General features: G+C 58.6%; 11 protein-coding genes and 1 tRNA gene. 6 read left to right on the top strand and 6 right to left on the bottom strand.

Annotated elements, in window-relative coordinates; translation table 11 throughout:
• Window positions 1–8: 8 nt before the first annotated feature.
• Window positions 9–1,283, bottom strand: a complete 1,275-nt coding sequence (locus ATHL_RS16635; RefSeq protein ID WP_062196087.1) for a glucose-1-phosphate adenylyltransferase — start codon at window positions 1,281–1,283, stop codon at window positions 9–11.
• A gap of 97 nt (window positions 1,284–1,380) precedes the next feature.
• Here ATHL_RS16635 and ATHL_RS16630 point away from each other — a divergent pair, with 97 nt between their 5' ends.
• Entirely contained in the window at window positions 1,381–2,649 is a 1,269-nt protein-coding gene (locus ATHL_RS16630) for a hypothetical protein (RefSeq protein ID WP_062196085.1), read from the top strand.
• A 58-nt stretch (window positions 2,650–2,707) separates the two neighbouring features.
• Here ATHL_RS16630 and ATHL_RS16625 read toward each other — a convergent pair whose 3' ends face one another.
• The 5 genes from ATHL_RS16625 to ATHL_RS16605 form a co-directional block, all read right to left on the bottom strand.
• Window positions 2,708–3,802 (bottom strand): baeRF10 domain-containing protein, encoded by a 1,095-nt coding sequence (locus ATHL_RS16625; RefSeq protein ID WP_062196083.1) that lies wholly within the window; start codon window positions 3,800–3,802, stop codon window positions 2,708–2,710.
• A 47-nt stretch (window positions 3,803–3,849) separates the two neighbouring features.
• A complete protein-coding gene (locus tag ATHL_RS16620; RefSeq protein WP_062196082.1) occupies window positions 3,850–5,016 on the bottom strand; it encodes a S1C family serine protease in 1,167 nt (388 codons plus the stop codon).
• Between the two features lie 34 nt (window positions 5,017–5,050).
• Window positions 5,051–5,983, bottom strand: a complete 933-nt coding sequence (locus ATHL_RS16615; protein WP_062196079.1) for a DnaJ C-terminal domain-containing protein — start codon at window positions 5,981–5,983, stop codon at window positions 5,051–5,053.
• 79 nt (window positions 5,984–6,062) lie between these two features.
• The gene (locus ATHL_RS16610) at window positions 6,063–7,013 is read right to left on the bottom strand and encodes a DMT family transporter (protein WP_084001657.1); all 951 of its coding nucleotides are present in this window, start codon (window positions 7,011–7,013) and stop codon (window positions 6,063–6,065) included.
• Window position 7,014: 1 nt separating this feature from the next.
• Window positions 7,015–7,281, bottom strand: a complete 267-nt coding sequence (locus ATHL_RS16605) for a YbeD family protein (protein ID WP_062196078.1) — start codon at window positions 7,279–7,281, stop codon at window positions 7,015–7,017.
• A gap of 79 nt (window positions 7,282–7,360) precedes the next feature.
• On the opposite strand from ATHL_RS16605, the gene ATHL_RS16600 reads away from it, so the two are divergent.
• The 5 genes from ATHL_RS16600 (at window position 7,361) to ATHL_RS16580 (ending at window position 13,904) form a co-directional block, all read left to right on the top strand.
• Window positions 7,361–7,434: transfer RNA gene (locus tag ATHL_RS16600), tRNA-Val, on the top strand.
• Between the two features lie 296 nt (window positions 7,435–7,730).
• Window positions 7,731–9,539 (top strand): threonine--tRNA ligase, encoded by a 1,809-nt coding sequence (gene thrS / locus ATHL_RS16595; RefSeq protein ID WP_062196130.1) that lies wholly within the window; start codon window positions 7,731–7,733, stop codon window positions 9,537–9,539.
• Between the two features lie 187 nt (window positions 9,540–9,726).
• Window positions 9,727–10,332 (top strand): translation initiation factor IF-3, encoded by a 606-nt coding sequence (gene infC, locus ATHL_RS16590; protein WP_084001653.1) that lies wholly within the window; start codon window positions 9,727–9,729, stop codon window positions 10,330–10,332.
• 227 nt (window positions 10,333–10,559) lie between these two features.
• Entirely contained in the window at window positions 10,560–10,943 is a 384-nt protein-coding gene (locus ATHL_RS16585; protein WP_062196074.1) for a hypothetical protein, read from the top strand.
• Between the two features lie 12 nt (window positions 10,944–10,955).
• Window positions 10,956–13,904, top strand: coding sequence for a tetratricopeptide repeat protein (locus ATHL_RS16580; RefSeq protein WP_062196073.1), 2,949 nt, complete (start codon window positions 10,956–10,958; stop codon window positions 13,902–13,904).
• Window positions 13,905–14,053: the final 149 nt, after the last annotated feature.

Here is a 14,053-nt window from a genome sequence, read left to right as displayed (position 1 = left end):
GTGTGGGGTCAGACTTTCGGAGCGATGATCGTTCCGGCGGTCAGAATGGCGCCTTTGGGAACCACAACAATGCCATCCTGAACCGTCCAGTTCTCGGTCTCCATATCCACACCGCGGGGGAAGGGCTTGATGATCACATTGCGCCCGATGCGCGCGTTTTTATCGATGATCGCGCCCTGGATGAAACAATCCCGCCCGATGCCGATGCATGGTTCAGGGCCTTCATCTGAGTCATCGCTCATGCAGCCAGAATCGTAGTAATCGGCGCCCATCAGGATGCTATCCAGAATCACCGTGCCAGAACGAATCTGGCTGCGCAGGCCAATGACCGAATGGCGCACCTCACAACGTTTCAGCGAACAGCCTTCAGTGAGCAAAACGTGCTCCAGGACATAGTTATCGAGGATAGAGCCGGGGAGAAAACGCGCGTGACTGTAAATGGGCCGCTGAGGATCGTAGAGGTTAAAACGGGGATTGGGATCCGCCAGCGCAAGGTTGGTCTCGTAGAAAGCGCGGATGGTTCCGATGTCTTCCCAGTAGCCATCGAAATCGAAGCCGTAGACTCGGTGCGTGTTCAGGGCATGGGGGATCACCTGGCCGCCGAAGTCGTTGAAGGCGTTGTTTTCAAGCACATCGATGAGCACATTGGTTTTAAACATGTAAATACCCATCGAGCCGAGGTAAGGGCGAATGGGGTCATCACGGCTGATCAGATCGGCCAGCAGGGCAGGGTCTTTGGGCTTTTCGGCAAAACGCAAAATGCGCCCTTCAGAATCGCGCTTGAGGATGCCCAACCGGTGGGCTTCATCGGCGCGCACGGGCTGTACCGCTACGGTAATATCGGCGTTGTGCTCCCAGTGGAAACGCGCCATTTCAGAATAATCCATGCGGTAAAGGTGATCCCCGGCCAGGATCAGGACGTAATCGGCGCGGGCAGAGCGAATCTGAAACAGCTGTTTGCGAACAGCATCAGCAGTACCCTGGTACCAGTCAGCGTTTTCCATGGTTTGCTCTGCCGCCCAGATGTAGACTGCGCCGGTGTGGAATACGTCGAAGACATAAGTCTGGGTGATGTGGCGATGCAGGGAGACCGAGTTGAACTGGGTGAGGACAGCGATGCGGTAGATGCCGGAATTGATGCAATTGCTGATGGGAATATCGATCAGGCGATATTTACCGCCCATAGGAACGGCAGGTTTAGAGCGAAGTTTGGTGAGTGGATAAAGCCGGCTGCCCCGACCGCCGCCCAGAATGATGGCCAGAATGTTATCGAGTGAAGGCATGGTTTCCTCCTGTTATCCTTTTTGCACCGCTCTTGAACCCATTATACAATGCCTTGAAAAAAGAAAACTACCCCCGAATGCGGCTATAATCAGGCGCATGGTGCGCATTCTTTTTACTGTTCAGGAAGTTCTTCAACGCACAATCTTCCTGCTCCTGCTGGGGCTGGTTTTAAGCCGCAGTGATGGGCTGTTTACCGATGATTACGACCGGGTGCGTGCGTTCGTGCGGCGGGACGAATTTGAATACGTGCAGTGGGTGCTCAATGCCCTGGCCACAAAAAACACTCAGGCCGCTCTGGATGCACCGCGTTACCTGAGCCTGGAAGATCAAAAGCAGGCGGTATTCCGTTATCTTGATCTGGTAGCCAGAATCGACGGGTTGAATCGGGAAGTGGCTACCATTTACGCTGACCCGGCGGTGAAAGACCCCGAAACTGCCTCGCGCGAGAAACGCACCGAACTGGAAGCAGCTCAGGCCGAGGAGGCACGCCTGGGCCCGCTGGCCGAGTCCATCCTTCAGGCACAGGTCAGTACGGTGCTCGCCAGCCTGGGTCTGACCACCGGGGGGCAGCCTCTGCCGCCGGTGCTTTACCGTGTCACCCCGCTGCCCTACGCACTCATCGTATCTCCGCGTGAGCGCATCGAACAGGAGGCAAACATTTCCCTGGTGCCAGGACTATCGCTGAAAGAACGCATCGCCATCGAAGAAAAAGTGGCCCGATCACTCAACAAGTCGACGCTGGTCGTGGGCATCGGCGGGGTGGGGGTCTACCCCACAATGGTGCAATCGACCAGCGACCTGAACTGGCTGACCGAAGTAGTGGCGCACGAGTGGACGCACAATTACCTCACACTCCGCCCTCTGGGGATGCTCTATGACGCCTCACCAGAAATGCGCACCATCAACGAAACCACCGCAAGCATCGCTGGCAAGGAAATCGGCCGGGCGGTGGTGGCGCGCTTTTACCCCGAAAAGCTCCCTCCCGAAGAGGTACCGGCACCTGCTTCTCCGGGGCCAGAGAAGCCAGCCACCCCCCCATCGTTCGACTTCCGTAAAGAGATGCGCATCACCCGCCTTCAGGCTGAAGCCCTTCTGGCAGAAGGGAAGATCGAAGAAGCCGAGGCCTATATGGAAGCGCGTCGCAAGGTGTTCTGGGAGCACGGGTATCTCATCCGCAAGCTTAATCAGGCCTATTTTGCCTTCTACGGTGCCTACAACGATACCCCTGGCGGTGGGGCCGCCGGTGAAGATCCCGTAGGCCCGGCTGTGCAGGCACTGCGCCAGAAAAGCGCCTCTCTGGCCGAGTTCCTCAACACCATTGCCCGGGTGACCTCTTTTGAGCAACTCCAACAAATGGTGAAATGAAAAATCCGGGGGCTGGCACTTCTCTACCAGCCCCCGAATTTAACGGCGCCTGAGAAGATCAATAACGCAACAGGGCACCAATGTTCCCGACCTTTTCAAAGTCTTCTACACTGTGAATGACTTCCACTTCACCGCCGCTGCGCATGACACGGTTGACCGCAAGGTCGATGACATCGAACACCTTTTCCCAGGCGGTGGGATCATCGTCATCGGGTGGTTTCACTGCGAGAGCTTCGGTCTCCCGGTGGCGATACCCCACCTTACGGAACCCCTCGGCAATCACCAGCAGTTGCACGCGACCATCGTTGACGGCGGCCAGGGTATCTTCCAGCCCCACCACCGCGCCGCTGCCCTTGGCCGCGCCGGTGACAAGCTGATCTACCAGTTGAGCTTCGCTTTCGGCTTCGGCCTGGGCACCCACTTCAAGGGCGCGCGCCAGCACTTCGTTCTGGTTGGCGGTCAGGCTCATCGGGAAGGTGCCGACGATCAGGCTCTGCCAGGTTTTAGGCAGATCATTCATCAAATGTTTGACGTTCTCATCGGTGCCGCCGATGAGAATACGCCGGATACGGCGGGATTCGAAAAAGCGCACACAGAACTCGGCGGCCTCCTTCATGTTGCGGTCAATTTGCTCTTCCATGGCGCGGGTGCGTCCAGCCACACCCCCCCGCCGACCCGGAAAGGTCGACGCCCCCCCGCGTTTGACGTGCTTGACCTCTTCGCCCATGAAGCCTTCCTGGTCCACCAGTTCGCCCAGGTGAAAGTGAAATACACGCGCGCCCTGTTTATCGATCAGGACCACGCCGTAGCCGCCGTAGTTATCGAGCAGTTCAGTGAGGATTTTAACACTTGGTCGGTCGCTGATATGAACAGCGCTCCGCACGGGCACACCTAACGGGTAGGCGCGAAAGAATCCCTCTGGAGCGCATGAGAAAATCGCCAACCCCCGCCCTGACCAGTTATACTCATGATCCAGGTAACGGGTGATAGCCTCTACATCTTGCGGCAGATAAATATCCTTGAGAATGCTGCGCGCGCGCAGTTTATGCGCATCTGCGTTGCCCAGAGTGGGGTCAAGATTCAGATACAGACTGAGCACCGGCGCGTTGGCAGTGAATTCCACCAGCTCCCGCAAGTCATGCTCGGTTATCATGGCATCCTCCTATTCAATTGAAAGGGTAAGCGAATACGATAACGTGCTTACGGACGTTCTGCGAGGGTGACGCTGACCTCCTTTCGTTGATTATCGCGCAAAATGGTTAAAACGATGGTGTCTCCGGGGCTTTTCTTGGTCATCAGGTAAGTGAGCAGGTCGCCAAAGACGCGAACCTCCTGCCCATCAACCGCTATGATGAGATCGCCCCCTGCATACAACCCTGCCACACTGGTACGGCGCGTTCCGGCACGGATTCCGGCCTTGTCTGCCGGGCTGCCCGGAGTAACCTGGAGCACGTAGGCACCGGTGGCCTGGGGCAGGCCCAGCTCTTCGGCCATGAGCAGGGTGATTTCTTCCTGACTGGTCACCCCCAGATAGGGATAACTGTATTTGCCATTCTTGATCAGCTCTGGAACGACGCGCTTGACAATATCTACATTGACCGCAAACCCCACGCCGCTATTGGTGGATTCGCCAAAGGCATTGTTGGCCACGATAGCGCGATTAATGCCCACCACCTTCCCGTCCAGGTCAATGAGCGGCCCCCCGGAGTTACCGGGGTTAATGGCGGCATCGGTCTGGATGATGGCGCCGGACGAAAAATAGTTTCCGCCGGGGGCTTCACGCAGCGATTCAAGGGTACGCCCCTTGGCAGAAATAATCCCCGCGGTCATGGTGCCGGCCAGCCCGAAGGGGTTGCCAATGGCCACCACCGTTTGCCCCACCTTGAGCGATTCGCCATCGCCCAGCGGAAGCGGTGTGAGTTCGCTGGAAGGCACGTCAACCTTGACCACCGCCAGATCAGAGTCCAGATCGGTGCCCACAACCTTCCCGCGTACCTTGATCCCGGAGGGGAAATCCACTTCAAGGTCTTCGGCATCCTGCACAACGTGGTAGTTGGTGATGATGTGGCCTTCAGTATCGTAAACAAACCCCGAACCCTGCCCCCCGCCGCCTGCGGTGTACACGCGGATCGAGACCACCCCGGGGTTCACCCGTTCGTAGAGGTTGACCAGCGTGTTTTGCTGATCGACCAGGTCAGGAAGAGATTGTGGAGGCTGGGCGTTCTCCTGTGGAACCTTCTCCACCCTGAGGGTGGGGATGAGGGTGGGTGTCTCAGACTGCAACCCGCCCGGCAGGCTGACACGGCAGGAAAGGGCCGTGAGCGCCAGCACAACCAGCAGAAAAGCCAGAGGAAAACTGCGTTTCATGGTGCCTCCTTGAAATCCAATCCGTGGTCGGCGGTCACTTCAGCCGGGCCAGTTTTTCAAAGTATTCCCGTTGTTGCGGGGTCAGGTTGCGTGGCAGGGATACCCGCGCCCGGGCAAACAGGTCTCCCCGGTTTTGCGGGTTACGCAGGTGCGGCATGCCGCGCCCTGCCAGACGGAAGGTTTGGCCAGGCTGAGTACCCGGAGGGATGGTGAGGACAACCTGCCCGTCGGGCGTATCCACACGGGCTTCGCCCCCAAGCACGGCAGTGTACAGGTCGAGATCAAAATCGGTATAGAGATCATTCCCTTTCCGCTCAAAGCGCGAGTCCGGGATGACCTGCACGACGAGGTAGATATCACCGCGGGTGCCATTCGGGCCGGGCTGCCCCACACCGGCCATGCGTACTTTGGTGCCGTTATCGGCGCCTGGCGGGATTTTTACCTGCAACCGGCGCCCATCGATGGTGACGGTGCGTTCCGTACCCCGGTAAGCCTCCTGCAGGGTGATTTCCACAGGATGCTCTACCGCAGGTGGGCGCGAGCGAGCCGTGCGGGTGGCCGTGCGGGTGGCCGCTCCGCCGCCCATACCCCCAAAAATGGCCTGGAAGAAATCGGAGAACCCCCCGGCGCCGCCGCCGAAGAGGTCATCGAGGTTGGTATACTCCACGCGCACTCCGCCGGGGGCACCGCTAAACCACTCATTCCAGTTAAAGCCACCCGGAGCACCGCCCGCCTGCTGCCAGCGGGTATACGACTCACCCAGCTGGTCGTAGCGGCGGCGCTTTTCAGGGTCGCTCAGAACCTCGTAAGCCTCGTTAATATCCTTAAAAGTCTCCTCGGCTTTTTTGTCGCCGGGGTTCCGGTCGGGATGGTATTTCATGGCCAGCTTGCGAAAGGCTTTCTTGATTTCTTCCTCGCTGGCATTTCGATCTACGCCGAGGATTTTGTAATAGTCTTTGTATTCCATATTTTAGATTCTACGCACAGGGGGGAGGAAGAGTCAAGCAATGGAGGAATGATCTAACGATTTTCTTATATGCGTCAGATCACAGGGAGGTTGAACGATCGGTTTTGAGCACTTCAGGCTGGGTGTTGCGACGGGGCAGGCTGAAAGACAAATAAGAGCCTGCCTGAGAGAGAAGCATGGCCACAAGCATCAGAGCACAACCGGCCAGCGCGCGCGGGGTAAGCACCTCACCCAGCAGCAACCAGCCCGCCACGACCCCCCACATGGCTTCCGAGACCATGATCACAGCGGCATGGCCAGGGTGTGCCTCGCGCTGAGCGATGACCTGCAGAGTGAAAGATACCCCCACCACCATCACCCCGCCATAAAGCACCGCGCCTGCGGCGGCAGTGATTTGCGAAAGGGTGTTCCCTTCAAAAAAGGGCGCCACGAGGGCGCTGAAAAGTGCTACCGCCACATACTGGACAATGGAAAAAGACAGTGGCTCTACCCGCCGGGAGAAATACCCGATGGCCTGGATGTGAGCCGCCCAGAAGAAAGCACTGGAGAGCACCAGCAGATCGCCAGGGTTGACCTGCAAGCTCTCGCTGATGGTGAGCAAATACAACCCCGCCAGAGAAAGCGCTCCACCCACCCAGGTGAAAGGGCTGGTGCGTTGCCGCCAGAATAACCCCAGCAGGGGAACCAGCACCACGTAGAAGCCGGTGATGAACCCGGCTTTGCCTGCGCCGGTGTAAGCCAGCCCGGCCGTCTGCAGGTAAGCCGCAATGAAAAGCAACGTTCCTGCCGCTGCCCCGGCTTTAAGCAAAGCCCGCCCCTCCAGCCTGCCGGCAGGTGGATTAAAGCGCCGCAGAAGCGGGACGAAGGCCAGCAAAACCAGGCTGCCGATGCCAAAACGCAGGGCATTGTACGTGAACGCCCCGATGTGCTGCATGCCTACCCGCTGGGCCACGAAGCCAAAGCCCCAGATGGCCGTGACGAGGATGAGCAGGGCGTTGGCGCGCCAGGCGCTGTGCGGTGACGAGGGCATTTCAGATCACAAAGAGCACCCGCTGGTGCGATTGCAGTTCGGCATACACGGCATCCAGGTGCTCACGGGAATGCGCGGTAAAGGTAACGGTGAGGGCGAGGTAGCGGTCGCCGCGGCTGAGCCTCTGGCTGACACGGTGAATATCTTCGACGTGCACATGCTTGTAGAACAGCCCCATCACGAACTGCTCAAATTCGTCCTCATTGCGGCCAATGACTTTGAGAGGAATGGCAGTAGGAAAGTCGTAAACTTCACGATCAAGAGGCATAGCGATAGAGTATATCATAATTTTTTCATCGGGTTACCATTGCAAAACCCGCCTAATCTGGCTATAATAAGGCTCACGCGGGCGGTTAGCTCAGCTGGTTAGAGCACACGGTTGACATCCGTGAGGTCGTAGGTTCGAGCCCTATACCGCCCACTGGAAACGCGACGACCGGGACGAGTAACCGGCGGACACCGACAGAGAGAGCGGGGTCGTAGACTGAGAACCCCCTCCGGGAAGGACGCCGATGAAAACCACCCGCGAGCGGCTTGCCCGAACCGGCCCAGAAGTAAGGCAAGACGATTGGCCCCGTTACCGGCCTGATGAGTGCGCGCCTGCGGGCGCGAACCTGGGTGGAACCACGTGCGAACTTCGCTCGCCCCAGAAAGCTGGTCTGTGAACCAGCCCGGGCAGCGGAGTTTTTTTATTCTGGTCAGCAAGGAGGTGCTGAAATGGTAGCAAAAATGCGTGAACGTTATGAGGATTCCAAACTCTATCGCATCCGCCACTCGACTGCCCATGTCATGGCGCAGGCGGTGATGGAACTGTTCCCCGGCGCCAAAATCGCCATCGGCCCGGCGATTGAAGATGGCTTTTATTATGATTTCGACCTCCCGCGCACACTGACTCCGGAAGATCTGGAGCAAATTCAAAAGCGCATGGTGGAAATTATCAAAGGAAAGCATCCCTTTGTGCGCAGGGTCGTTTCCGCGGAGGAAGCCCGGCAAATCTTCAAGGATCAGCCCTATAAACTGGAACTGATTGAAGGGCTGGAGCGCGGTGAAGTAGATGAAGACGGCAACCCCGTGGAAGAGAAGCCCGAAATCTCCATTTACCAGCACGATTCCTTCGTGGACCTGTGCCGCGGGCCGCATGTGGAGAACACAGCCGAGATTAACCCGAAGGCCATTAAATTGCTCCACGTCTCGGGGGCGTACTGGCGCGGCGATGAACACAACCCCATGCTCCAGCGCATCTATGGCACGGCCTGGAATGACCCGAAAGAGCTGGAAGAATACCTCTGGCGCCTTGAAGAGGCCAAAAAACGCGATCATCGGAAGCTGGGCCGCGAACTGGATATCTTCACCTTCGACGAGGAAGTTGGCCCGGGGCTGGCTCTGTGGACTCCGCGCGGCGGGGCGATCATCGAAGAAATTGAAAAACTGGCCAAGGAAGTGGAATTCAAGCACCGCTACGTCCGGGTGCGCACCCCTCATCTGGCCAAAGAAGACCTCTTTGTGCACTCGGGGCATTTGCCGTATTACGCCGAGAGCATGTACCCGCCCATGGAGCTGGAAGGGGTGCGTTATTACGTCAAGCCCATGAACTGCCCCATGCACCACAAGATTTTTGCCAGCCGCCCGCGGAGCTACCGCGACCTGCCTCTGCGCCTGGCCGAGTATGGCACCTGCTACCGCTACGAGAAAAGCGGCGAGCTGTTCGGCCTGATGCGGGTGCGTTCACTGCAGATGAATGACGCTCATATTTATTGCTCAGAAGCGCAATTCGAGCAGGAATTCACAGATGTGATCAAGATGTACCTGGAGTACTTCGAACTGTTCGGTATTCAGGAATACTACATGCGCTTCAGCACGCATCATCCCAGGGGGCTGGGGAAGAAGTACGTGAACAACCCCGAACTCTGGAAGAAAACCGAGGATATGGTGCGCCAGGCCATGCAAAAGAACGGCATCCCGTATATTGAAATCGCCGACGAAGCCGCCTTTTATGGCCCCAAGATCGACGTGCAGGTGCGCAGTGCCATCGGGCGAGAGTTTACCCTGGCCACCAACCAGGTAGATTTTGCCCAACCGGCGCGCTTTGAATTAACCTTTACCAACGAAGCCGGCCAGCCCGAAACCCCTCTGTGCCTGCACCGCGCACCTCTCAGCACCCATGAACGCCTTATCGGGTTCCTGCTGGAGCATTACGCGGGGGCCTTCCCGGTGTGGCTCTCACCAGAACAGGTGCGCATCATTCCCATCACCGACAGCCAGAATGAGTATGCGGTCAACCTGCAGAACCGCCTTTACGACCTGGGCGTGCGCGTGGAAGCCGACCTGACGCCCGACCGGATGAACGCGAAAATCCGCAAAGCACAATTGATGAAGGTGCCCTACATGCTGGTGGTCGGTGAGAAAGAAATGAACGCCGGAGCAGTAGCCCTGCGCAAACGCGACGGCAGTCAGCAGGTTATGCCAGTAGAAGAGTTTATCGCGCTGATTACCGACCGCATTCGCACCCGTTCTGCAGAGCTATGACCCGCTCCGCAGAGGGGCATGAAACCACATATTGACCGGTGAGGGTTGCCCCCTCAGGGTAACCCTCACCTCGGGTAACTACCGCACCTGTTAGCGTTTGGGGCGCCGGAAAAGTTGATCTACACCCTCATTTATGGTATGATTTTTACGGTTCGAAGCGCCACAGGGTGAGTCGGACGATTTCAATCTGGTAAGCACATGTTGTGAGGAGAAGACCATAAGTACACAGACTTTTCGTGTCAACGAGATGATCCGGGTGCCGGAAGTGCGCCTGATTGGCCCCGGAGGAGAAAACCTGGGGGTTGTATCCATTTCAGAAGCTCTGCGCATTGCCCGAGAGGCTGAACTCGACCTGGTCGAGGTGGCTCCGGGAGCAACGCCGCCCGTGTGCCGCGTGATGGATTTTGGCAAGTTCCTCTACGAACGCGCCAAGAAGGAACGCGAAGCCAAGAAAGCGCAGACCAAGATCGAGGTAAAAGAAATCCGCCTGCGCCCCAAAACCAACGAGCATCACCGCGGTTTTAAGACGCGCGACGCCCGCCGCTGGCTCATGGAGGGCAACAAGGTCAAGGTGACCATCCGCTTCCGCGGGCGCGAAGTGACCTACCCCGAGCTGGCGCTGGAAGACCTGCGTGAAATTGCCGAGGAACTGGCCGACATTGCTACCATCGAGCAACCCCCGGCCATGGAAGGGCGGGTGATGAGCATGGTGCTTTCACCGGCCAAACCGGGGCGTAAACGCAGTGAAGCTCCTGCGCCCACCGCGCAAAGCGCTGGCGAGGCTCAGAGCTAGAAGCCCCTTTCATCCATTCATCTGATTTCTGGCTCCCTCACCCGGAGCCGGGTTTCCTTTTGCCCCGGCATGGCCGGGGCTTTTTTCTTTTGGGGGGCGGAGGGGTGGTTTTTTCCTTCCCATTTCCTTGTCTGCACCGCGTGAATAGTATATACTATACTTATATGATATAAAATATCATAAAACCACAGCTTCACCGGCTTAAGGTGACAGGGAGCAATAAAACCATGCCCGATCAATACAACCTTTCGGGAGACTTCCGCGGTGCGATTCTCAATATCGCGTCCACTCTGGAGAATGTCCAGCAAACCGTCGGTCAGATGCAGACCGGCGACGAGGATTCGCGCCGCGAATTGCAGCAGTTGATTGGCCAGCTTTCAAAAGAGCTGACCGCTGCCGTACCGGCGGAGAAGAAAGAACAGGTGGAGGCCGTGGCCGCGACGGCCAAAGCACTGGTGGAACAGGCGAAGGAACCCAAGCCCAACCGGACGATGTTGCAGATCACCGGCGAAGGCCTCAAGCAGGCCGCTCAGAACGTGGCCGATGTACTGCCCACGGTTCTTTCCATCGCCACACAGATCGTTCTGGCGGTGGGAAAAATGACCCGTTAATCTTCCCCGTTCATGAGAAAACCCTCCACGCCGCGGCAGAACCCGAAGAAACCAGACCAGAACCCTGCCGGCGATGTGTACAACCTCGCCGGTGATTTCCGCCATGCGACGATCAACATTCATTCAACCCTGATCAGCGCTCAGGAAGTCAAAGAGCTCGAAAACCTCCCTCCCGAGCCGGGAGCCCCTCCATACCTGGGGCTGCAGTACTTCAACGAGGAAGATGCCGACCGTTTCTTTGGCCGCGAGTTGCTCACCGCCCGGCTGGTGAACCGTTTGAAAAGCACACGCTTTCTGGCGGTGATCGGCGATTCGGGGAGCGGAAAATCCTCGCTGGTGCGGGCGGGGGTGGTGCCGGCGTTGAAACGCGGGGTGCGCCTGGGAGACGATTCCCTGCCGCCTACCGACAGCCCGAAATGGGAGTACCGCCTTTTTACGCCCAGCGCCCATCCCGTCGATGCTCTGGCCGCAGCGCTTACGTACGACGCCGCATCCCCCGCTTCTCTGGCGGCAACGGTCACATCCCTGCAGGAAGACCCCCACAGCCTGATCCTCATCCTCCGGCAAATTCTCGCCAGGTGCGGAAGCCCGCGCCTGTTTCTGGTCATTGACCAGTTTGAAGAGGTGTTCTCTCAGTGTCATCAGGAAGAAGAACGCCGGGTGTTCTTTGAAGCGTTGCTCTCTATCTGCGACCCCGCCGATGACCAGCCCGTCAGCGTGTTGATTTTACTGCGGGCCGATTTTTACGCCCGCCTGGCCCAGTATGACCGTCTGCGCGATCTGGTCGCCAGTCAGCAGGAATTCATCGGGGCGATGACGCGCAATGAACTGTTTGATGCCATCGTCAAACCGGCGGCCCTGGGAAACTGGAAAATTCAGGAAGGGCTGGTCGAGGTGATGCTCGATGACATCGGCAACGAGCCTGGGGCATTACCCCTTCTCTCTCATGCCCTGCTCGAGACGTGGAATCGGCGGCGGCAGCGCACGATGACGCTTTCAGGGTATACCGAGGCCGGAGGGGTGCGCGGGGCGATTGCCCGCACAGCTGAAGCCGTTTTTCAACAACGGCTGACCGCCGAACAGCGCCCTGTGGCGCGCATGATCTTCCTGCGGCTGACGGAATTGAATGAAGACGCGCAGGATACGCGAAGGCGTGCGCCTTTTTCTGAACTGATCACACGCGCCATCGATCCATTGACCATCGACACGGTGCTTTCCATCCTCGTCGAGGCGCGGCTGGTGACCACGGGGGTGGTTGAACCGGGCGATGTAAAGACGGTGGAGGTGGCCCACGAGGCGCTCATTCGCGAGTGGCCCACCCTGCGCCAGTGGCTGGAAGAAGACCGCGAAGGGTTGTTGTTGCACCGCCAGTTAACCGATGGGGCCGCCGACTGGTTGCGTTTGCAACGAGACCCCGGAGCGCTTTTCCGCGGAAAACGCCTGCAACAGGTGAACGAATGGGCCAGTCAGAACCCCACCCTGCTCAGCCTGGATGAACAGGCCTTCCTCCAGGCCAGCTGCCAGGCGCTGGTAGAGGAACAGGCGCGCGAGCGGCGGTATCGGCAGGCACTGGTACTGCGGCGGGTGGTCTTCCCGGTCTCAGCTGTGGCGCTGGCAGGGATGCTGGTGGCGCTGTTTTTCCTCACCGGGTTGAACGTCCGTTTTAAAACCCCGGCAAAGATGAACGGCGTCTTCAATATAGCGGTGGCCGAGTTCGGCCTGATTGACGGACAGGGCAACCAGCGATCGGTACCCGGCGAGGGAGGAAAACTGGTGAGCGGCTGGGTGGCCAACAAACTGCGCAGTGAACTGGCCACCGACCCCAACCTGCTTGTCTGGCAGGATGGCCCCGAATTACAGCGGCAAAATGTGCAGATCGGGCGCGTCACCGGCCTCACCCCCGCCGAACGGGCGGCATCTGCCGCGGCGCTGGCCGAGCGCCTGAATGCCCAGATGGTTGTGTTTGGCGATATGGATACCCGCCAGCAGCCAGCCCGCCTGAAGCTGGAATTCTGGCTGGCTCCCCAGCTGGATTACCGCTTCGAGGTCTCGTCGAACGGTTATACCACCGGCGGCGACCTGCTCATACGCGATGTAACCCACCCGGGCATCGAGATTCAACCTGAGATCAACCGCCAGGCCAGCACCCTGGCGTGGGTGGCACTCGGATTGACTCGCATGCGTTTTGGGCAGGAGCGGGAGGCACTCCAGGCATTCCGCCAGGCCGAGGGGTTTACTCCTGATTCGGCAGCGGTGCAATTTTTTATCGGGCGAGAAAGCCTTTTCCTCTCAGATAGCGATTTACCGGCCCAGCAAGCCCTCACCGATGAGGCCGAAGCGGCTTTTCGTCGGGCAATTGCCCTCGATCCGGCCTATGGAAACGCCTACATCGGGCTGGGGAGTGTCTTTTTCGCATCGGCCAAGCGGCGGGTACCACCCGCCAACCACCCGGAAGAAGAGCTAAGGCAGGCCAGAGCGCTGGTAGAACAGGCTCTGGAGGCCTATCACCAGGCAGAGACCTTGCCTTCGGTGAGCGAAGAAAGCGGCACCCCCGTTGAGTTCATCGCCCGCCTGGGGAAGGGAACAGCCATGCGCCTGCTGGCCGAGATTCATTATTACCTGGGCGACTCTGCGGCGGCGCGTACTGTGGCCGAAGGCGCAGTACGCGAGCTGGAGGCACTGGTTGAGCCTTTCGGGCAGGCCGGGCGCGAACGCTATCTGGCGCAGACGTATCAAACGCTGGGCACAGCGTATCAGTGGCTTGGGTTTCTTTCGGAAAGCGAGAAGAATTTTGCCCAGAGCCAGAAGGATTACGACCTGGCCCTCGATCGTTATGCCCGCTGTGTGGAAGTGGGCCAAAACTCACCGGATCAGATCACCCGTGTGGAGATTGCGCAGAAGCTTTGCCTTTCGTTCCGCGAGGACCTGCTCCAGTACCTGGGAGATCAGGGAGGATCATGATGAAAAAATGGAGGTTGGTTCTCGGATTGCTGGCAGGGCTGATCGCCTGCGCCCCCTTAACCTCGGCGAAGCCCGAGGTTACGCCGGTGGTGATCACGGTGGTGGTTCCGCCCTCTGAAACGCCCACCACCGCCGCCCCTGCCATCCCC

The organism is Anaerolinea thermolimosa (genome assembly GCF_001050195.2).
Taxonomy (GTDB): Bacteria; Chloroflexota; Anaerolineae; order Anaerolineales; family Anaerolineaceae; genus Anaerolinea; species Anaerolinea thermolimosa.
The sequence above is the reverse complement of the archived record's forward strand: the minus strand, read 5'-3'. Positions and strand labels throughout refer to the sequence as shown.